The following is a 20,978-nucleotide window of genomic DNA, read 5'->3' as shown; positions in this document are numbered from 1 at the left end:
GCTGATAGAAACAGAAGCCACTGGAGCACCTCAAAAACACCATCATACACTAAATCAGTAAGTTGGCAGCATCACCATTAATCTGCCTGCAGTCATCATGCCGGTCGCTTATGTTACCGCTTTTTTTAATGATGCTGATATTAAGCGGGTTACTGAAATGGTGATTACGGAAAAATTACATCATGCGACGTCTCGGGTCGTTGAAAATTAATGTCAGAATTTTATGAGGTATGACGAATGGACATAACAAAAATCCTGAATACGAATCGCGTTATTTTAGATATGCAGGCAACCAATAAAGCGGAAGCGATCGAAGAGTTAACCAATCTTTTGCAAAAAGATGGCGCGATCGATTGTCGGGAAACGTTTATTAAGGATGTATGGCAACGCGAAGCGGAAGGTTCGACAGGTTTTGAAAATCATATCGCGATTCCACATGGTAAATCTTCTGCTGTAATTAATACCACGCTGGCAATCGGGCGTACCCGGCAGGATATTCCCTGGGAAACGCTGGATGGCAGTAGCGTTCGCTGTATTATTTTATTTGCGGTGCGTCTTGAAGATCAAAATACCACGCATATCCGTTTACTTTCCCAGGTCGCGGGCGCGCTGGCAGATGATGATATCATAGCGCAATTATTAGTTGAGACGAGTCCGCAAAAAATTATTGATCTCTTTAGTCAGTATGCACAATCCGATGTCTGCTAAATAACAGGGAGTATGTCATGAATATTGTCTGTGTTGCCGCCTGCACGGCGGGTATTGCTCATACCTATATTGCTCGTGAGAAGTTAATTAAAGGGGCAAAAGCTCTTGGTCACACCATTAAAGTTGAAACCCAGGGAACCATTGGTACAGAAAATGAATTACAGGCGGCAGATATCTCTGCTGCTGATGTCGTGATTCTTGCTGTGGATGTGAAAATAAAAGGAGAAGAACGCTTTATTCATAAACGCATTGTTCGAGTAAAGACAGAAATTGTAATTAAATCGCCCGTTCAGTTTCTTGAAAAGGTCGAAAAATCACTGGGAAATAAATGATCCTTATACTGGAGGGATCTTAATATGAACGAAAATAAAATTCCGGTTTCACAGGAAATTAAAAAACATTTATTAACCGGCATCTCGTGGATGATACCCCTTATTGTGGCGGCCGGGATATGTATTGCGTTGGGGCAAGTTCTTGGCGGTACAGATGTCGGTGAAAAAACAGGAACAATTCCGTGGATGCTGAATCAGATTGGTGGTTGGGGAATGGGGCTGATTGTGCCGCTGATAAGCGCGGCAATTGCCTATTCCATTGCCGATCGTCCCGGTTTTGCCCCTGGCCTGATTGTTGGTTTTCTCTGTGGGCAAATTCATACTGGATTTATTGGCGGCATGTTGGGTGGTTTCCTGGTGGGTTACACTATTTTGCTGCTTAAACGCTATATCCGCCTGCCGCAGTCGATGCAGGGACTCATGCCCATCATGGTGTTGCCAGTGTTGAGCACCATTATTGGCGGGCTGCTGATGATGACGTTGATTGGCAAGCCCATTGCCTGGCTGCAAGATGCGCTGATTCATTTGCTTGAGTCAATGCAAGGAGGTTCTCGTTTCCTGATGGGAGCCATACTCGGCGCGATGGCTACCTTCGATTTTGGTGGCCCGGTAAATAAAACCATGTCGCTGTTTTCTGACGGTTTGCTGGTGAGCGGCGTCTACGGGCCAGAAGCCGTGAAATTTGTCGGCTCTATCATCCCACCGTTTGGCATCACGCTTTCGTTCTTACTGACACGCCATAAATATACCCGTGCGGAACGTGAGGCACTGAAAGCCGCGTTTCCGATGGGGATCTGCATGATCACTGAAGGGGTTATTCCGATTGCCGCGCGTGACCTGCTGCGGGTAGTGGGATCTTGTGTGGTGGCATCGGCGGTAGTGGGAGGGCTGATCATGGTATGGGGTGTGGAAAGTCCAGTTCCGCATGGCGGCATGTTTGTTGTGCCTCTGTTCACCCATCCTCTGCTGTTTTGCCTGGCGCTGGGTATAGGCACGGTGATTTGTGGCGTGATGCTCTCGCTCTGGAAGAAACCGGTAACGGAACGCGACGAAGAGTTTGACGAACTGAGCGATCAAAAGCTGAAAGATGAAGAGATCACTTTCACCCTCGAATAACCGGAGGCCCTATGTTTGCCGATATGAAAAGTATGGTGATGAAAGCCTGGCATGAACACTACGCACTGCTGGCGATCAACTGTATGAATCTGGAAAGCGCCCGTGCGGCAATCCGCGTGGCGGAGAAGCATCGCGCTCCGATCATTCTCAATCTTTATCAGGGGCATCTGGCGCATTTTCCTGCTCCTGTCGCGGCGGCAGTGGTTAAAACGCTGGCGGAAACGGCTTCGGTGCCCGTAGCACTGGCGCTTGATCATGGCAAAGATCCGGACTGTATTCGTCAGGCGTTTCGCGCCGGTTTCAGCGGGTTAATGATTGATGCTTCCGCATTTCCCCTGGAGGAAAACGTGCGCCAGACCCGGGCGGTGGTGGAACTCGCCGCCAGCGCGCAGCTCTGCGTGGAAGGCGAACTGGGCCATCTGGCAGATGCACCGCGTTACGACCATACAACCAACGCCGACTTAATGACACAACCTGCTGATGTGGAAACATTTATTGCACAAACCGGCATTGATCTGCTGGCTGTCTCGGTGGGTACGGCGCATGGCATGTACGCGCCTGGCGTTATTCCCGCTATTGATTTTCAACGCCTGGCGGAGATTTCCCGCTGTTCAAGCGTACCTTTGGCATTACACGGCGGCAGCGGGACGCCGTTCGATCAGCTCCAGCACTGCACGACGCTGGGCGTCGCGAAAATCAACGTTGGGGCAGCCGTTTTTGAACGGGGAAAATCCGCGCTCCTGCATACCCTCTGTCACGATATTTCCATTGAACTGGTGGATGCGCTGAAAGCCATGGAACTGGCTTTCGAAGAGGTGATTACCCCGTATTTACAGGCGAGCGGCGCTATCGGCAAAGCCTGATTCATTTTCTGTCATGCCTTTGATGCCGTGCAATAACGCACCGGCAGGGCGAACTACACGCTGAAACTGGAGATTTAACATGTTAGTTTCGATGAAAGAATTATTGCAACCTACCCGCCAGCACGGCTTTGCCATTGGCGCATTTAATGTGGCGGATAACTGTTTCCTTCGCGCAGTTGTCGATGAAGCAGAAGCCACTAATACCCCGGCGATTATTGCTATCCATCCCAGCGAACATGATTTTGTGGGCGATGCCTTTTTCGCTCACGTTCGTGAAATCACGCGGCGTAGTCCGGTGCCGTTTGTGCTGCACCTCGATCATGGCGCCTCTGTGGAGCATGTTTTGCGAGCGATTCGCTGCGGATTTACCTCAGTAATGATTGACGGTTCGCTGTTGCCGTATGAAGAAAACGTGGCGCTGACCGCAGAAGTGGTTCGCCTCGCTCATGCGGTTGGCGTATCGGTTGAGGGTGAGTTGGGCACTATTGGGCAAACAGGAACGTCGGTGGAGGGAGGTGTCTCACAAGTCACTTACACCGATCCGGCGCAGGCCGCCGATTTTATTGCTCGCACGGGGGCTGACACATTGGCGGTGGCGATTGGTACTGCGCATGGCATCTATCCAAAAGGGATGCAGCCGAAACTGCAAATGGACATTTTGCGCGACATTGCCGGGCGCGTTGATATTCCATTAGTGTTGCACGGTGGTTCGGCAAACCCGGATGCGGAGATTGCCGAAGCAGTCACGCTTGGCGTTGGCAAAATCAATATCTCCAGCGATATGAAATATGCCTACTTCCAGAAAGTGCGTGAAATTCTCGCTAAAGAGAGCTGGTGGGATCCGAACGTCATCTATCCGGATGCGATGAACGCGGCGCGGGAAGTTATTCGCCATAAAATGAAATTGTTCGGTTCGATCGGTAAAGCGTCACTGTACTAAGCCAGAAGGGCGGGGCGACCCGCCTTTTACGCAACAAGGAACGGTATATGCATTTTCTGGGGTTGGATATTGGTGGAACTAAAATCGCCGCCGTCGTTATGGATGCATATGGCTGGGAGATCCGTCGTTACCGTTGCCCGACGCAAAAGTCGACATATCAACAATTTGTCTCATGCGTGGTGGCGTTTATAGAGCAGATTCGGCGGGATGTTCAACGACCGATGCTGACAGGGATCGCTTTACCCGGCAGCGTCTCGCCGCTCACCGGATTGATTAAAAACGCAAATATTCAGGTCATTAACGGCCATGCGTTACAGGCTGATTTGCAGCAATTGCTTGGTCAGCCGGTGGTGATGGCCAATGATGGTAACTGTTTCGCGCTGTCGGAAGCCTGTGACGGTGCCGGGCAGGAGCATGACGTGGTATTTGGCATTACGCTCGGCACGGGCTGCGGCGGTGGCATTGCCATCAACTAACAACCGTTTATTGGTGCCTGGGGAAATGCTGCCGAATGCGGGCATATAACGTTGCCAGGCTATACGGAGCAGGGCGATGGTCCGCCGGTGAGTTGCTATTGTGGCAAACACAACTGCGTGGAGTCGTTTGTTTCTGGCACTGGATTCAGCGAACGCTATCAACAGATGACCGGCAACGCGCTCACTCCTGCGGCGATTGTCACTCTGGCGCAACGTGGCGATGCCTGTGCCATGCGACAGGTAGCGCGTTTTCGCCAGCAGCTTGCTCGCACACTGGCGACCATTGTTAACGTGCTCGATCCTGGCGTGATTGTGATTGGTGGCGGCCTGTCGAATGCGGAGCCACTCATCACCGATCTTAGCGCAGAGGTTGCCTCGCTGGTATTCACCGATCAATTCACTACCCCCATTGTAAAAGCACAGCACGGCGACAGTAGCGGAATGCGTGGTGCCGCCTGGCTTGCTATGCGCAACGGAGAAGCCAATGAAACGTTCACAAATTAATTATATTATTGATAAAGCACATGCCATCGCGCAGACCTTCCGCGTTTGTTTGCCTGAATTTGCCTATTTTACAGCAGATGACTGGCGGCAGCGGGAGCGGGATAACTGGCAAGAAGTTGTCGACTTACAGCTTGGGTGGGATATCACCGATTTTGGGCGCGGTGATTTCAACCAAACGGGATTAACCCTGCTGACGATGCGCAATGGCGCTCTGAAGTCGGCGGCATATCCCAAACCGTATGCCGAGAAAATGTTGCAGATCCAAGAAGATCAGCAGACACCCTGGCATTTTCATACCCACAAAATGGAAGATATCCTCAATCGGGGCGGCGGTGATTTATGTATGCAGCTTGCCTGGGCTAACGAGGCCGATCTCTGCGATGAGCAACGGGTAATGACGGTGAGTATTGATGGTCAGCGGCGTAACGTGAAGCCAGGTGAAACTCTGGTTCTGAAGCCGGGGCAGGGCATTTGCCTGCCGCCGCGTCTGTATCATCGCTTCTGGGCGGAAAAGGCGTTCGTGCTCGGCTGGGAAATTTCGACGGTTAACGACGACCAGCATGATAACCATTTCCTTGAGCCGGGAGGGCGTTTTCCGGCGATAGAAGAAGATGAACCGGTGAAATGGTTATTGTGCAGTGAGTATGGAATTTTTCGCTAATAACGGGGGACGCTAACGCTGATATACGTTAGCGTCCTTATTTTTACTGCACTGGCTCCGTTGACGTGACTTCGCCACTGGAAACTACGCCAGCATTCATGGTTTGGGTTACCTGTTGCTTTTCAGCGTTCACAGCATGGAGTTGTCCGTTAACCGTGGGTTTTAGCGGTACATCGGTCTGGATATCGCCGCTGGCGGTGAGCTGAATATTGCCATCGCCCGTAATCGGTAACTCTGGCCATCCCCACTGTTGCAAAATGTTCATCGGCACACCGCGTCCGTTCAGGCTGATATGGGTCTGGCGCTGCGGCGTTTGTGAGACACTGGCAGTGGCTTCAAGAATGCCTTTCTCGGTAAACGCGCTAAGTTCGCTGATATTCACCGTGCTGCTATTGGCGGTTAGCGCCAGCGACGGACGACGAACGTCGACACGATTGAACGTTGCGGCGGCGGCATTCAGGTTCGCCGTGCCACTCCACACCCCCCACTTATGCTCGGCAACCAGCGTCAGATTCGCGCCATAACCATCCAGCGCGGTGAGCTGCCACGGAAAGTCAGGGTCGATATCAATGATCAGGTTGCGGCTGGCGCTAAATCTCTTCAGTTGCAGAGTGTTTAACCAGGCGGGAGTTTGCTGCATCCACAACTGTTGCCAGTTTTTCGGCAAGGTAAATTCCAGCCCGACAATCGCTGCGTCGTCGAGGAGCAGCGTTTTTCCATCGCGTTGCCAGTTCCCTGACGTTCGTACCATTCCGCCTTCCCAACGGCTGGTAAACTGGCGCAGCGCGACGCCCTGAGGGGAAAACTCCGCGTTCATAATCGGGTCAAATAAATGCAGCGAACCATAAATAAACTCGCTGGCGTTCATTGACAGCTTGCCTTCCTGCGTCTGCCAGTCATCTTTAATGAAGGTCATGTTGCGCAAGCTGAGATCGAGGTCGGTCACCGCCCAGTCCGGACCTTGCAGGCGAGCGTCGATCACTTCAAGGCGGCCAATCTGCAACGACGGGACAGAGCGCAAAGGTGCAAAGAAATCGGTCAGAGATTTTTCGCTTTGCAGACGGATATCGGCCATGCGCAGATTTTCTACCTGCCAGCTACCATCGGCATTACGCTGCGCATTACCAGTTAATGAACCACGAGCGATATCGGCGCCCAGATTCGTAAGCGTGACGCGATCGTTATCAATAGTGCCTTCAATCAGTACATTGGTAGCAGCAACATCGTTGAGCGACAGAGAGCCGGCACTGAACTGAATTTGAGCCTTCGTGCCCAGGACTTTACCGGCTTCCGGCGACCACGGAACGACGCCGCCATTTACTCGCTGTGCGCTGAGATTCCACTCGCTATTGGGACTGTTAAACGCCATATCACGCAGTTGCAGCCGATCCGCTTTGAACGGTAACGGCGCGGTCTGGTCGGTGAGATTCAACGTCCCGTTTTCCAGCAGGATAGTATCGACATGGCGTGGTTCGCTCAGTTGCCGACTACTTAGCGCAATATCGACACTTTTCGCCACCAGAGTGGCGGGTTGACCATCGCGACCGAATGTGACGTTCTCCAGCACGATATGAGATGGTGCGGAAAACCGGTGATCCATCGCTCCGAAGGTCAAATGATAGTCGCTATTCCTGGAAATCCATGCGCTGATATGCTCTGCTCCCCAGCGGGTTTGCAGCAGGAAATAGAGGCCAGCGATCGCCACGAATAGCGCGATGAAAATGTAGAGAAGCAGCTTCCCAATAAATTTCATGGTCTTCCATCCCGTGAAATGCACATAAGGGAGTTATGCACGATTTACGCGCATTCCTCAAGGCGGGAATGGAGAAAGCGAGTGGCTACGGCGGTAAAGAATTTTACCGCCGTGAGTGGATTACTGTTTTTCTGGCGGGAAAATCAGGTTCAGCACAATGGCAGTGATACCGCCAGCGGCGATCCCGGAGGAGAGCAGGTTTTTCAGCCAGTCAGGGGCAAACTGCAAAATCAGCGGCTGCTGAGAAACGCCCAGACCGACCGCCAGCGACAGCGCGATAATCAGAATGGCCCGACGATTCAGCGGTTCACGAGAAACGATACGCACACCTGATGCGGCGATAGTACCAAACATCACCAGCGTAGCGCCGCCAAGTACCGGTTCTGGAATATGCTGCACAAAACCGCTCACAGCCGGGAACAGGCCGAGCACAATCAGCATCAGTGCGACGACAAAACCGACATAACGGCTGGCAACACCGGTCAACTGGATCACACCGTTGTTCTGCCCGAAGCAGGAGTTCGGGAAGGTGTTAAACACCGCCGATACAAACGAGTTCAGGCCGTTTGCCAGTACGCCGCCTTTCAGGCGTTTCATGTACAGCGGACCGGAAACCGGTTGTTCGGAAACGTCGGAGGTGGCGGTGATATCGCCAATAGTTTCCAGCGAGGTGATCATAAAGACCAGCATCAGCGGCAACAGCAAACTCCATTCAATACCAAGCCCGTAATAGAGCGGTGTTGGCACCATAATCAGTTCTTGCGTCATCGGCTCGTTGCTTTCTGGCAACATGCCCATAAACCACGCCAGCGCATATCCGGCTGCCATCGCAATCACCAGCGAGGCCACGCGTAAGTAAGGGTTACGTTGACGGTTAAGCAGAATGATTAAAGCTAAGACCACGCCCGCCAGCAGCAAATTTTTCGGCGCGCCAAAGGTGTTATCGTTCATGGCCGCATAACCGCCGCCAATGGACGTTAACCCAACCTGTATTAGCGACAGGCCGATAATCATTACAACGACGCCAGAAACCAGAGGCGTAATAATGCGGCGCGCCAGATGCAAAACGCGGGAGATTACCATTTCGGTGCAACTTGCCAGCATCAGTGTGCCGAAGAGCGCCGCCATCATGGTAGGAACATCGGCGCCACCGGTCTTCAGTGCCGTTCCGCCCATAATTAGCGGAGCAACGAAGTTAAAGCTGGTGCCCTGAATAGACAATAACCCGGAACCAACCGGCCCCCAGGCTTTAATCTGAATAATCGACGCCACACCGGAAGCAAACAGCGACATACTAATAATGTGTTGCGTGTCCTGTGCTGGTAAACCCAGCGCCTGGCAAATTAACAGTGCTGGCGTGATTACCGCGACAAACATCGCCAGCAGATGCTGACAGGCGGCAAACAGAGTTTGAGCAAGCGGCGGACGATCTTCAAGACGATAAATCAGTTCGCTGTTTTGAGTCTGCGCAACCGGTTGCGCATTTTCTGACTCTAGGGTGGAAACAGACATCGAAAACAATCCCGTGGTGGCAAAGCGGGCATTTTAGCTGACCGAAAGGTAAAAGCAAACGTTTGCCATGCATTCTTCTAAATATTTAAATGCGATAAATGCACTTTTTTATATAACTTTTGGTTGTTTTCTGCTTAAAATCCATGCCATTTTTTTATTTTCAGCTGAGAATTCGAACCGGGATAGCATGACTCGATACTCGTCATATTTCGCCCTAATGCACATGCGCGATGAAGTATGACGAGTGTGAAAGAGTGGTGCGGACACAAAGGAGTAACTATGTTTCATCTCGATACTTTAGCAACGCTTGTTGCAGCAACCCTGACGTTGCTGCTCGGGCGCAAGTTGGTCCATTCCGTCTCCTTTCTGAAGAAATACACCATACCTGAACCGGTTGCCGGAGGGTTGCTGGTGGCACTGGCGCTGCTGGTGCTGAAAAAAAGTATGGGCTGGGAAGTCAATTTTGATATGTCCCTGCGCGATCCGTTGATGCTGGCATTCTTCGCAACCATTGGTCTGAATGCCAATATTGCCAGCCTGCGTGCCGGTGGGCGTGTGGTGGGGATTTTCCTCATCGTGGTTGTTGGCTTACTGGTGATGCAAAATGCCATCGGCATTGGGATGGCTAGCCTGTTAGGGCTTGATCCGCTGATGGGGCTGCTGGCCGGTTCTATTACGCTTTCCGGCGGCCACGGTACAGGTGCTGCGTGGAGTAAATTGTTCATTGAACGTTATGGCTTCACCAACGCGACGGAAGTGGCGATGGCTTGTGCAACGTTTGGTCTGGTGTTGGGCGGCTTGATTGGGGGGCCGGTGGCGCGGTATCTGGTGAAGCACTCCACCACGCCAAACGGTATTCCGGATGACCAGGAAGTCCCCACCGCATTTGAAAAGCCGGACGTTGGGCGCATGATCACCTCGCTGGTGCTGATTGAAACCATCGCTCTTATCGCGATTTGTCTGACGGTGGGGAAAATTGTTGCGCAACTTTTGGCTGGCACAGCTTTTGAATTGCCGACCTTCGTTTGCGTGCTGTTTGTGGGTGTGATTCTGAGTAACGGTCTGTCAATGATGGGCTTTTACCGCGTCTTTGAGCGTGCGGTATCGGTGTTGGGTAACGTAAGTCTGTCGTTGTTCCTGGCGATGGCGTTGATGGGGCTGAAACTTTGGGAGCTGGCTTCGCTGGCGCTGCCGATGCTGGCGATTCTGGTCGCACAGACCATCTTCATGGCGTTGTACGCCATCTTTGTCACCTGGCGCATGATGGGCAAAAACTACGATGCGGCGGTGCTGGCTGCGGGTCACTGTGGTTTTGGCCTTGGTGCAACGCCCACGGCAATTGCCAACATGCAGGCGATTACCGAACGCTTTGGCCCGTCGCACATGGCCTTCCTGGTGGTGCCGATGGTCGGTGCGTTCTTTATCGATATCGTTAACGCGCTGGTGATTAAGCTGTATTTGATGTTGCCGATTTTTGCGGGGTAACCGATGAAGCGGCGGTATGCGTGCCGCCGCAACAAAGACAAATGCCTGATGTGTTTCGCTTATCTGGCCTGCGTAATGATTCTCAATTTATTGATTTTGTGAGTTTTTTGTAGGCCGGATAAGGCGTTCACGCCGCATCCGGCAGGAAGGTAGATCAATCTGAAACGGCGGTCTTCTCACCGCCGCCTTTTACGCATTCGAGTAACGTTCTGTTTCTGGCATCCAGCGTTCTATCAGGGCTTTTGCCTGTTGTGGGTAACGTTCGTGAATATGCCGTGCCAGGCGCTGAACTTCCGGGATCATGGCCTGATCACGCAGTAAATCTGCCACTTTAAATTCGGCATTACCCGTCTGACGCGTACCTAACAGTTCGCCAGGACCGCGAATCTCTAAATCTTTCTGTGCAATCACAAATCCGTCGCTGCTGTCACGCAGCACTTGCAGGCGAATTTGCGCCGTTTTGGAGAGTGGCGTTTTGTAGAGCAGCACGCAGTGGGAAGCCACCGCGCCACGTCCCACGCGCCCGCGAAGCTGGTGTAACTGCGCCAGACCCAGACGCTCCGGGTTTTCGATAATCATCAGACTGGCGTTAGGCACATCAACACCGACTTCAATAACGGTAGTGGCAACCAGCAGGTGTAGCTCACCTTGTTTAAACGACGCCATCACCGCCTGTTTCTCGGCAGGTTTCATCCGCCCGTGTACCAGGCCAACGTTCAGTTCCGGCAACGCCAGTTTCAACTCTTCCCAGGTAGCTTCCGCCGCCTGCGCTTCCAGTAATTCCGACTCTTCAATCAACGTACAAACCCAGTACGCCTGACGACCTTCAGTCATGCAGGCGTGACGCACGCGGTCAATGATGTCGTTACGACGCGTATCCGGGATTGCCACTGTCGTCACCGGGGTACGCCCTGGCGGCAGTTCATCAATGACCGAGGTATCGAGATCGGCATAGGCGGTCATTGCCAGCGTGCGGGGGATCGGCGTGGCGGTCATGATTAACTGATGCGGATGGAACCCTTGCTGCTGGCCTTTCTCCCATAACGCCAGGCGTTGATGCACACCAAAACGATGCTGTTCGTCGATAATCACCAGCGCCAGACCGTTAAATTGTACCTGTTCCTGGAAGATGGCGTGCGTACCAACAATCATCTGCACCTGACCGCTGGCGATGGCTTCTTGCTGAGCCAGTCGTGCTTTACCTTTCTGTTTACCGGCGAGCCAGCCCACTTCGATACCGAGCGGCTCAAACCAGTTGCGAAAGTTATTGGCGTGCTGTTCGGCGAGCAACTCGGTTGGTGCCATCAGCGCCACCTGTTTCCCGTGAGCAATTGCACGCAGCGCGGCAAGGGCAGCAACCAGCGTTTTACCGGAACCTACATCGCCTTGCACCAGACGCATCATCGGAACATCGAGCGCCATATCGCGCTCGATTTCCGCCACCACACGTGCCTGAGCACCCGTTGGTTTGAACGGTAAGGCGGCAAGGAGTTTATTTTTCAGCGAGTCATTGGCACTAAGCGGTTGGGCATGAAAACGTTGTGCTCCAGCGCGTAACGCCAACATACTGAGGTTGTGCGCCAGTAGTTCTTCCAGAATCAGACGACGTTGTGCCGGATGCTGCCCGCTTTCCAGATCGCTAAGTTGCAGCGTCGGTGGCGGGCGATGCAGAGTTCTCAAGGCTTCCGGCAGCGTCATCATCCCCTGTGACAGTTCCGGCGGCAACAGTTCTTCAATAGCGCAGGTATCCAGCAGATCCAGCGCCTGGTCGGTTAATTTACGTAGCGTTGCCTGTTTAACGCCTTCAGTCGTTGGGTAAACCGGCGTGAGCGTTTCCTGTAGCTCCGGAGTACTGAGATCACCCTGTACGCGATATTCCGGATGGATCATCTCCGCGCCATATTTGCCGCGCTTTGCTTCGCCGTAGGCCAGCACACGTCGTCCCGTCGCCAGGCTATTTTTCATCGCCGCGCTGAAGTTGAAAAAGCGCATGGTGAGAATGCCGGAACCGTCGCTAATCTGGCAGGTCATCATCCGTCGACCGCCGAAGGAGATATTACAGTTCAGCACTTCGCCTTCAACCGTGGCATAAACGCCGGGTAACAGCTCGCCAATGGGATAAAGATGGGTGCGATCTTCGTAGCGCAGGGGAAGGTGTAAGAGTAAATCCTGCACGGTATGCAGGTTGATTTTCGCCAGCTTGTTACTTTGTGCCGCGCCAACGCCCGTTAGGGAACTGAGCGGGACAGCATCTAACAGGCGACCTTTCATCGCACTTACCCTGCAGCCTGCATGGTGGCCCACCAGTCGGCATCAGCTTCGATCTCGCCTTGCTGATTGACGTGGGGGTAAGGCAGGCCTTTGCGTTTTGCGACTTTCGCCAGCACCGGATAGCCGCCTTCAAACAGCAGGCGTTGTTGTTCTGATTCCGGTAACATGCTGTTTTCACGAAGGTACATGCCTGCGTTTTGCCGCTGACGCTGGGCTTCGTAAAGAATGAGTGCCGATGCGACGGAGACGTTCAGCGACTGTACCATGCCGATCATCGGGATAATGATGTCCTGATCCGCCAGTGCTAACGCTTCCTGCGTGATGCCCGTTTTCTCCTGACCCATCAAAATACAGGTCGGGCGGGTGTAATCAATTTCGCGAAAATCGACGGCGTTATCAGAAAGATGTGTAGCCAGAATCTGCATTCCCTGGCCTTTCAGATGGGCGACGGCATCGCCAATGGTGCGGTGCGTTTTCACCTGTACCCAACTGTTGCTGCCAGCCGCAGCCGAAGCCATAGTGCGCATCCGGCTGCCAGGCCAGACGGCATGAACTTCATGTACGCCAACGGCATCTGCGGTACGAATAATCGCAGAAACGTTATGGGGTTTGTGAACCTGTTCCATGCAGACGGTCAGGTCAGGCTGCCGCCTGGCGAGCATTTCACAGATGCGTGCATAACGTGTTGGGTTCATAAAACATTAATTTCTGTTTCGGGTGACTTTAATCACGTCTGGCATCACACGGATTTTGCGCATGATATTTGCCAGATGTACGCGATCCCGGGCGGTCAGGCGAATAAAGGCACTATAGACGCGACCATCTTTCTCTTCCGTATTCAAACTTTGAATATTGGAATTGGTTGTGTTGATCGCCGCAGTCAGGTTTGCCAGCGCACCCTGATGGTTGAACATTTCCACCTTGATTTCAGTAATGAACTCCTGCGCCGTTTCTTTATCCCATTCTACAGCCATAAACTTCTCTGGCTCTTTCTGGTAGCCACGGATGTTACGGCAGGACTCATGGTGGATCACCAGACCTTTACCGGGGCTAACGTGGGCGATGATCGGGTCGCCGGGAATAGGGCGGCAGCATTTCGCAAAAGTGATCAACACGCCATCAGCGCCTTTAATCGGCAGATGCCCGTGGCTTTGGGTTGCTGGTGGAATGGAACCGTCTCCCTGCTGGAGATTCTTCGCTACCACTACGCTCATTGCATTGCCAAGACCGATTTCTGCCAGCAAATCGTCAAGTGTCGCCAGTTTCATGCGATCCAGTTCGCGCTGAATATTTTCCTGCGGGATTTCATTCAGCTTACGGCTGCCACCCAACGCGTGGTTGAGCAGGCGACGCCCCAGGCTAACGGAATCATCACGCTTGAGGTTTTTCAGCAACTGGCGGATTTTGGCGCGTGCTTTCGAGCTGACGACAAAGTTCAGCCAGGCGGCATTCGGGCGAGCGCCCGGCGCGGTAATGATTTCAACGGTTTGTCCGCTGGAGAGTGGCTGCGACAGCGGGTAAGGCTGGCGATCAACTCGCGCACCCACGCAGGCATGACCGATATCGGTATGCACCGCGTACGCGAAATCGACAGGCGTGGCACCGGCAGGCAGTTCGACAATTCGCCCTTCCGGTGTGAAAACGTAAATCTCATCCGGGAAGAGATCGGATTTAACGCTCTCGATAAATTCAAATGAGCTACCGGCGCTCTGTTGAAGCTCCAGCAGGCTCTGCATCCAACGCTGGGCGCGGATTTGCGCAGTGGTGCTGGTCTCGCCGTGCTCTTTATAAGCCCAGTGTGCGGCAACACCCATCTCCGCCATTTGATCCATATCTTCGGTACGGATCTGGACTTCAACCGGCACGCCGTGGGGGCCAATCATCGAGGTGTGCAAAGACTGATAGCCGTTCGCTTTTGGAATGGCGATATAGTCTTTCACGCGACCTGGACGCGGCTTATACAGGCTGTGCATCTGGCCGAGCACGCGATAACAGGTATCGGAATCATTGACGATCACGCGGAAGGCGTAGATATCCATGATTGAGTGAAAACGCTGCTCTTTGAGCACCATTTTGCAGTAAATCGAATAAAGATGTTTCTCGCGACCACTGACGCGGCACGGTATTCCCGCTTCCTGCAAGCGCCCTTCGATTTCTGAGAGGATTTTTTGGATCATCTCTTTACGGTTACCGCGCGCGGCTTTCACCACTTCTTTAATCACGCGGTAACGGTTGGGATACAGCGCCTCAAAACCCAACTCTTCGAGTTCGGTTTTAATGTGGTGGATACCTAAACGGTGTGCCAGCGGGCTGTATATTTCGAGAGTTTCACGGGCGATGCGGCGACGTTTGTCCGGGCGAAGTGAGCCCAGCGTGCGCATGTTGTGGGTACGGTCTGCGAGTTTGATGAGGATGACGCGGATATCCTGCACCATCGCCATAATCATCTTGCGAAAGTTTTCGGCTTGCGCCTCTTTCTTATCGCGGAACTTGAGTTTATCAAGTTTCGACACCCCCTCTACCAGCTCGGCGACGCTTTTGCCAAAAAGCTGTTCCATGTCCTGGTAGGTGGCGGGAGTATCTTCAATCACGTCATGAAGTAGCGCCGCCATTAGCGTTTCATAGTCGAGTTTCATCTCGGCCAGAATGCAGGCAACCGCTACCGGGTGCGTGATATAGGGTTCACCGCTTGAACGTGTTTGCCCCTCGTGAGCATCACGTGCAACGAGATACGCCTGCCGCAGACGCTTAATTTGGTCTTCTGGCAGGTAGTTTTGAATCAGTTGATTCAGGCTTTCAAACAGATACAAGGGCGACCCGCTTTGTGATTAACGACGACCTTCAGCAATAGCGGTAACGGCTTGAATTTCAGCGGCTTCCTGCTCTTGCTGTTCCTGGCGTTCGCGAACGTCGAGGATCTGGTTGTTGATCAGACCTTCTTCGATTTCGCGCAGCGCGATTACTGTGGTTTTATCGTTTTCTTCCGGTACTAGCGGATCCTTTCCGCCTACCTGCATCTGACGAGCGCGACGCGCGGCGACCAGTACCAGGTCAAAACGGTTACCAATTTTCTCTACAGCGTCCTGAACAGTTACGCGTGCCATACTTAAAAAGCTCCACAGGTGAAGAAATGACTGGGCATGATACTGAAAGAAGGTTCAGTCTGCCAACAATTTGCTGATTAAAGCGTCATGACGTTGCTTTTGGCGACTCATGCGCAAGCGTTCGGCGCGAATAATGGTCTTCAGATCACCCAGTGCGGTGTCAAAATCATCATTCACAATCAAATAATCATATTCGGCGTAATGGCTCATTTCTGCAACTGCTTGCGCCATACGCTTTGCAATGACCTCTTCGCTGTCCTGACCGCGACCGCGTAGACGGCGATCCAGCTCGATTTTGGACGGCGGTAAAATAAAGATACTACGCGCATGTGGCATCTTCTGGCGAATTTGTTGCGCGCCCTGCCAGTCGATATCCAGAAAAACATCTACGCCACTTGCCAGTACTTGCTCAATGGCTTCGCGCGAAGTGCCATAGTAATTACCGAACACTTCCGCGTGCTCAAGGAATGCATCTCTGCTAATCATCTCTTTAAATTCATCATGATTAACAAAGAAGTAATGCTCACCGTGTACTTCACCTGGACGCGGTGCGCGCGTGGTGTGTGAAACAGAAACCTGGGTGTCATACAACGGTTGGGTTTTTAATAAAGCCTGAATCAGGCTGGATTTACCCGCGCCACTGGGGGCAGAAACAATATAAAGCGTGCCTTGAGCCATGAGTATCTTTCGTATGTGATTAGCGAAATAAAGCCTACATACGAGCTTATTATACACGGCGCGGTCACGTGACGTAGCCCTCGCTCATACTTTTTGCGCAAAGTTGTTGCGTTTTGCGTAGCTGTTTCCGCAATTCCCTGTCATTTACTGCAATCAGAACGATTCTCTGGAAGCGTTCTCGCACACTTCGTTTTTGCCACTCGGATTTACATTCACCACGTTGTATACCTGCCCGCCTGACTACAGCGGAGGTGATGATGAAAGTATGGATAGCGGTATTAATGGGGATTTTGTGCTGGCAATCATCGGCGCAGGCGGTCTGCCCAGCCTGGTCGCCCGCCAGAGCGCATGAAGAAATTTCCCGCCTGCAACAACAAATAAAACAGTGGGACGATGATTACTGGAGAGTAGGAAAAAGTGATGTGGAAGACAGTGTTTACGATCAGATAAGTGCCCGTCTTACGCAGTGGCAACGTTGTTTTGGTGAAGAGACGCATCGTGACGCCATGATGCCGCTTTTAAACGGCACGGTTATCCATCCGGTTGCGCATACGGGAGTACGTAAAATGGCGGATAAAAATGCGTTAAGCCTGTGGATGCGTGAACGCAGCGATCTTTGGGTGCAACCAAAAGTTGATGGCGTTGCGGTAACTCTGGTCTACCGTGAGGGAAAACTGATTAAAGCGATCAGTCGTGGTAATGGCCTGAAGGGCGAAGACTGGACGCAGAAAGTTCGCTCGATTCCTTCTGTACCACAATCCGTCAGCGGACCTTTAGCCAACAGTACGCTGCAGGGCGAAATATTTCTCCAGCGTGAGGGGCATATCCAACAACAAATGGGGAGAATGAATGCGCGCTCGAAAGTCGCGGGCATGATGATGCGGCAGAACAATACTGACGCGCTAAATTCACTTGGCGTGTTTATCTGGGCGTGGCCGGATGGACCGCAGTTAATGACCGAGCGATTGCAACAGCTTGCAACCGCAGGGTTTAGTCTGACGCAGATGTACACTCGCGCAGTCAAAAATGCTGATGAGGTTGAGCGGATACGTAATGAGTGGTGGAAAACAGCGTTACCCTTTGTTACCGATGGTGTCGTTGTGCGAGCGGCGAAAGAATCCGAATCCATCCATTGGCTACCGGGTCAGGCGAACTGGTTAGTGGCGTGGAAATATCAACCCGTAGCACGGGTTGCCGAAGTGAATGCGATTCAGTTTGCGGTGGGTAAGAGCGGCAAAATATCGGTGGTGGCGTCACTCGCGCCTGTCATGCTGGATGATAAAAAAGTTCAGCGGGTGAATATTGGTTCCGTCAGGCGCTGGCAGGAGTGGGACATTGCGCCTGGCGATCAAATTCTCGTTAGTCTTGCCGGTCAGGGTATTCCACGCATTGACGATGTGGTCTGGCGCGGAACGGAACGTACTAAACCAATGCCGCCAGAAAACCGCTTTAATTCGTTGACCTGCTACTTTGCTTCTGATGTTTGTCAGGAGCAATTCATTTCACGGCTAGTCTGGCTGGGGTCAAAACAGGTTTTGGGGCTGGACGGCATTGGTGAAGCTGGCTGGCGTGCGCTGCATCAGACTCATCACCTTGAGCATATCTTTTCCTGGCTTCAGTTAACGCCAGAGCAATTGCAGAACACGCCGGGGATAGCGAAAAGCAAAAGCGAGCAGTTATGGCATCAGTTTAATCTGGCACGTAAGCAGCCTTTTACCCGCTGGGTGATGGCAATGGGAATACCCTTAACCTAGGCGGCGCTTAACGCCAGCGATTCCAGCACCTGGGAGCAAGTTTTGCAGAGAAGCGAACAGCATTGGCGGCAACTGCCAGAGACAGGACCTCGTCGTGCCAGCCAGGTTATTGAATGGAAAGATAATGGGCAAATCAAGATGCTGGGCAACTGGCTGGCTGCCCAGCAGGTCACAGGTTTTGTGCCTTAGTGACCTTCGTGGCTGTAGTAAAAGACGGGTAAACCCAGCTTAAGACGCAGCGCCAGCAAGCGAGCGAAAAAGCCAAACACCAGAGTGGAAATAATCACCACATCATGGTTAGAGACGTAGTGTTGCAACGCGATATAGAGTACGGCGGAGGCAAATGAAACCCCAGCATACAGCTCTTTCTGAAAGACCAGCGGGATGCGTTTACAGAACATGTCTCGCAAAACGCCGCCAAACACGCCGGTCGTCACCGCTGCGACAACGGCAATGATCGGACCGTGCCCCATATCCAGCGCGACTTGTGCACCAATAATAGAAAAAACTACCAGCCCGAGCGCATCAAGCACCAGAAAGACTTTGCGCAGATAAGGCATCACCGGGGCAACAATAGTGGTCAGTACGGCGGCTGTGGCAACAATAATCACATATTCCGGATGCTTGACCCAACCGAGCGGATAGTGGCCTAAAAGAATATCCCGCACTGAGCCACCACCGATTGCGGTGGCGGTCGCAATGATAATTACGCCAAATGTATCCATTCGGCGTCGCCCAGCCGCCAGCGCCCCCGTCATGGCTTCGGCGGTAATACCAACCAAATACAAAATGTGTAACAGCATGGTTCTCTCCCTAAAAATCTGTCTGGCAGGGTAGCGATTTGTGTGCATCGTCACGATTGAGATTTTTTAAGGTGAGTTTGGATTGATAATTTATAGTTATGTGAAATTGGTGCTTTCTGCAAAGCTAATGCATTTTTCTGATGTTGTGTTAAGAAAAATGCATTAGAAAAAGTATGGGATTTTTGACGTTTTTTAGGTAGATGTATGTAGAGCCGCTGAAATTAACAACGGCCTACAATGCGATGTCGCTTACTCGATATTCTGAATCTGTTCGCGCATCTGCTCAATCAACACCTTCAACTCAATCGCGGAGTTTGTCACTTCGGCATTGATAGATTTCGAAGCAAGAGTGTTCGACTCGCGGTTGAACTCTTGCATCATAAAGTCCAGACGACGACCAACGGCTTCTTTTTTCTTGAGAATGTTGTAGGTCTCTTTGACATGCGCTTCGAGGCGATCCAGTTCTTCGGCAACATCAATTCGTTGCGCCAGCAGCACCAGCTCTTGCTCCAGACGATTGTTCTCCAGCTGAACCTGAGCATCTTCCAGCTTCGCGACCAGACGTTCACGCTGCCATTGCAGGATTTCCGGCATATGGGCGCGCACTTTAGCCACTTCGGCGGTGACACCTTCCAGACGCTGCTCGATCAACGCTTTCAGCGCCTGACCTTCGGTTTTGCGCGCGACGATAAAGTCGTCCAGCGTACCATCAAGAGCAGCAAGAATTTCAGCGGCAATAGCGTCGAGATCCTGTTCCTGGGCTGCCATTACGCCCGGCCAGCGCAGAATATCAACCGGGTTTATTTCCCCTTCGTCGCTCTGCATTTTTACCCAGTTCGCAGCAGTTACCAGCTGTTTAGCCAGTTTTTCGTTGAGAATCAGTTCTCCTTGTGCGCTGACATCTGGCTCATAGCGCAGGGTACATTCCACTTTACCGCGCGTCAGGCGAGAACGAATACGCTCACGAACGACAGGTTCCAGGCTACGGAACTGCTCCGGCAGACGAAAGTAAGTTTCCAGATAACGCTGGTTTACCGAGCGCATTTCCCAGGTTGCGCTCCCCCATTCACCCTTGATTTCACGCCGGGCGTAGGCGGTCATACTGCGGATCATAGACGTTCCTGTTTATAAAAGGAGAGGTGGAAGGATTATAGCCATCGATGCCTTGTCAGGATAGGAATAACCGCCGGAAGTCCGTATAATGCGCAGCCACATTTGTTTCAAGCCGGAGATTTCAATATGCGTCCAGCAGGCCGTAGCAATAATCAGGTGCGTCCCGTTACCCTGACTCGTAACTATACAAAACATGCAGAAGGCTCGGTGCTGGTCGAATTTGGCGATACCAAAGTGTTGTGTACCGCCTCTATTGAAGAAGGTGTGCCTCGTTTCCTGAAAGGTCAGGGGCAAGGCTGGATCACCGCAGAATACGGTATGCTGCCGCGCTCTACCCACACTCGTAACGCTCGTGAAGCGGCGAAAGGTAAGCAGGGCGGACGCACGATGGAAATCCAGCGTCTGATTGCCCGTGCATTGCGTGCGGCGGTTGATTTGAAAGCGTTGGGTGAGTTCACCATTACGCTGGATTGCGACGTACTTCAGGCCGATGGCGGCACGCGCACTGCTTCAATCACTGGTGCCTGCGTGGCGCTGGCAGATGCACTGAATAAGCTGGTTGAGAATGGCAAACTGAAAACCAACCCGATGAAAGGCATGGTGGCAGCGGTTTCGGTGGGTATCGTTAACGGCGAAGCGATTTGCGATCTGGAATACGTCGAAGACTCTGCCGCAGAAACGGATATGAACGTAGTGATGACCGAAGATGGGCGCATCATTGAGGTTCAGGGGACGGCGGAAGGCGAGCCGTTCACTCACGAAGAACTCCTCACCTTGTTGGCGTTGGCCCGAGGGGGAATCGAATCCATTGTAGCGACGCAGAAAGCGGCGCTGGCAAACTGATTTTTAAGGCGACTGATGAGTCGCCTTTTTTTTGTCTGTAGAAAAGTAAGATGAGGAGCGAA

The 20,978-nt window shown here is 52.4% G+C and carries 17 protein-coding genes and 2 pseudogenes; 10 read left to right on the top strand and 9 right to left on the bottom strand.

Features of this window, described 5'->3' with window-relative positions; translation table 11 throughout:
* The first annotated feature begins 237 nt into the window (after positions 1-237).
* The 7 genes and pseudogenes from FC814_RS11250 to FC814_RS11220 all read left to right on the top strand — a co-directional run bounded on the left by FC814_RS11250 (position 238) and on the right by FC814_RS11220 (position 5,600).
* On the top strand, positions 238-708 hold the full coding sequence (locus FC814_RS11250) for a PTS sugar transporter subunit IIA (RefSeq protein ID WP_137325947.1): 471 nt from the start codon (positions 238-240) through the stop codon (positions 706-708).
* A gap of 17 nt (positions 709-725) precedes the next feature.
* Positions 726-1,040 (top strand): PTS fructose transporter subunit IIB, encoded by a 315-nt coding sequence (locus FC814_RS11245; RefSeq protein WP_137325946.1) that lies wholly within the window; start codon positions 726-728, stop codon positions 1,038-1,040.
* A 24-nt stretch (positions 1,041-1,064) separates the two neighbouring features.
* Complete coding sequence (locus FC814_RS11240) at positions 1,065-2,156, top strand: PTS fructose transporter subunit IIC (protein ID WP_137325945.1); 1,092 nt, start codon at positions 1,065-1,067, stop codon at positions 2,154-2,156.
* A gap of 11 nt (positions 2,157-2,167) precedes the next feature.
* Positions 2,168-3,019, top strand: coding sequence for a class II fructose-bisphosphate aldolase (locus FC814_RS11235; protein ID WP_137325944.1), 852 nt, complete (start codon positions 2,168-2,170; stop codon positions 3,017-3,019).
* 79 nt (positions 3,020-3,098) lie between these two features.
* Entirely contained in the window at positions 3,099-3,959 is an 861-nt protein-coding gene (locus FC814_RS11230) for a ketose-bisphosphate aldolase (protein WP_137325943.1), read from the top strand.
* Between the two features lie 47 nt (positions 3,960-4,006).
* Positions 4,007-4,939: pseudogene (locus FC814_RS11225) on the top strand (ROK family protein).
* Positions 4,920-5,600, top strand: a complete 681-nt coding sequence (locus tag FC814_RS11220) for a D-lyxose/D-mannose family sugar isomerase (RefSeq protein ID WP_137325942.1) — start codon at positions 4,920-4,922, stop codon at positions 5,598-5,600. Before FC814_RS11225 ends, FC814_RS11220 begins: the two are co-directional and overlap by 20 nt.
* Positions 5,601-5,643: 43 nt before the next feature.
* Here FC814_RS11220 and FC814_RS11215 read toward each other — a convergent pair whose 3' ends face one another.
* Both FC814_RS11215 and xanP read right to left on the bottom strand, forming a co-directional pair.
* Positions 5,644-7,353: an AsmA family protein gene (locus FC814_RS11215; protein WP_105290424.1), complete on the bottom strand. Its 1,710-nt coding sequence runs from the start codon at positions 7,351-7,353 to the stop codon at positions 5,644-5,646.
* 120 nt (positions 7,354-7,473) lie between these two features.
* Positions 7,474-8,865: a xanthine/proton symporter XanP gene (xanP, locus tag FC814_RS11210; RefSeq protein ID WP_010352595.1), complete on the bottom strand. Its 1,392-nt coding sequence runs from the start codon at positions 8,863-8,865 to the stop codon at positions 7,474-7,476.
* 279 nt (positions 8,866-9,144) lie between these two features.
* Here xanP and gltS point away from each other — a divergent pair, with 279 nt between their 5' ends.
* A complete protein-coding gene (gltS, locus tag FC814_RS11205) occupies positions 9,145-10,350 on the top strand; it encodes a sodium/glutamate symporter (protein ID WP_000468835.1) in 1,206 nt (401 codons plus the stop codon).
* Positions 10,351-10,539: 189 nt separating this feature from the next.
* Here gltS and recG read toward each other — a convergent pair whose 3' ends face one another.
* The 5 genes from recG to gmk are packed head-to-tail and all read right to left on the bottom strand — an operon-like array spanning position 10,540 to position 16,403.
* On the bottom strand, positions 10,540-12,621 hold the full coding sequence (gene recG / locus FC814_RS11200; RefSeq protein WP_032226836.1) for an ATP-dependent DNA helicase RecG: 2,082 nt from the start codon (positions 12,619-12,621) through the stop codon (positions 10,540-10,542).
* 5 nt (positions 12,622-12,626) lie between these two features.
* On the bottom strand, positions 12,627-13,316 hold the full coding sequence (gene trmH / locus FC814_RS11195; RefSeq protein WP_001070182.1) for a tRNA (guanosine(18)-2'-O)-methyltransferase TrmH: 690 nt from the start codon (positions 13,314-13,316) through the stop codon (positions 12,627-12,629).
* A gap of 6 nt (positions 13,317-13,322) precedes the next feature.
* Positions 13,323-15,431: a bifunctional GTP diphosphokinase/guanosine-3',5'-bis pyrophosphate 3'-pyrophosphohydrolase gene (spoT, locus tag FC814_RS11190; RefSeq protein ID WP_000280472.1), complete on the bottom strand. Its 2,109-nt coding sequence runs from the start codon at positions 15,429-15,431 to the stop codon at positions 13,323-13,325.
* Positions 15,432-15,449: 18 nt separating this feature from the next.
* The gene (rpoZ, locus tag FC814_RS11185) at positions 15,450-15,725 is read right to left on the bottom strand and encodes a DNA-directed RNA polymerase subunit omega (protein WP_000135057.1); all 276 of its coding nucleotides are present in this window, start codon (positions 15,723-15,725) and stop codon (positions 15,450-15,452) included.
* 54 nt (positions 15,726-15,779) lie between these two features.
* Complete coding sequence (gene gmk / locus FC814_RS11180; RefSeq protein WP_010344504.1) at positions 15,780-16,403, bottom strand: guanylate kinase; 624 nt, start codon at positions 16,401-16,403, stop codon at positions 15,780-15,782.
* Positions 16,404-16,660: 257 nt separating this feature from the next.
* On the opposite strand from gmk, the pseudogene ligB reads away from it, so the two are divergent.
* Positions 16,661-18,346, top strand: a pseudogene (gene ligB, locus FC814_RS11175) (NAD-dependent DNA ligase LigB).
* Here ligB and FC814_RS11170 read toward each other — a convergent pair.
* Both FC814_RS11170 and FC814_RS11165 read right to left on the bottom strand, forming a co-directional pair.
* On the bottom strand, positions 18,343-18,960 hold the full coding sequence (locus FC814_RS11170) for a trimeric intracellular cation channel family protein (protein WP_000924289.1): 618 nt from the start codon (positions 18,958-18,960) through the stop codon (positions 18,343-18,345). The pseudogene ligB and the gene FC814_RS11170 overlap by 4 nt on opposite strands.
* Positions 18,961-19,209: 249 nt before the next feature.
* Entirely contained in the window at positions 19,210-20,073 is an 864-nt protein-coding gene (locus FC814_RS11165; protein ID WP_137325941.1) for a YicC/YloC family endoribonuclease, read from the bottom strand.
* Positions 20,074-20,199: 126 nt separating this feature from the next.
* Here FC814_RS11165 and rph point away from each other — a divergent pair, with 126 nt between their 5' ends.
* Complete coding sequence (gene rph / locus FC814_RS11160; RefSeq protein ID WP_001247086.1) at positions 20,200-20,916, top strand: ribonuclease PH; 717 nt, start codon at positions 20,200-20,202, stop codon at positions 20,914-20,916.
* Positions 20,917-20,978: the final 62 nt, after the last annotated feature.

It is taken from the genome of Escherichia sp. MR, assembly GCF_005280595.1.
GTDB lineage: Bacteria > Pseudomonadota > Gammaproteobacteria > Enterobacterales > Enterobacteriaceae > Escherichia > Escherichia ruysiae.
Note: the sequence above shows the minus strand (reverse complement) of the source record. Positions and strands in the feature narration are given on the sequence as shown.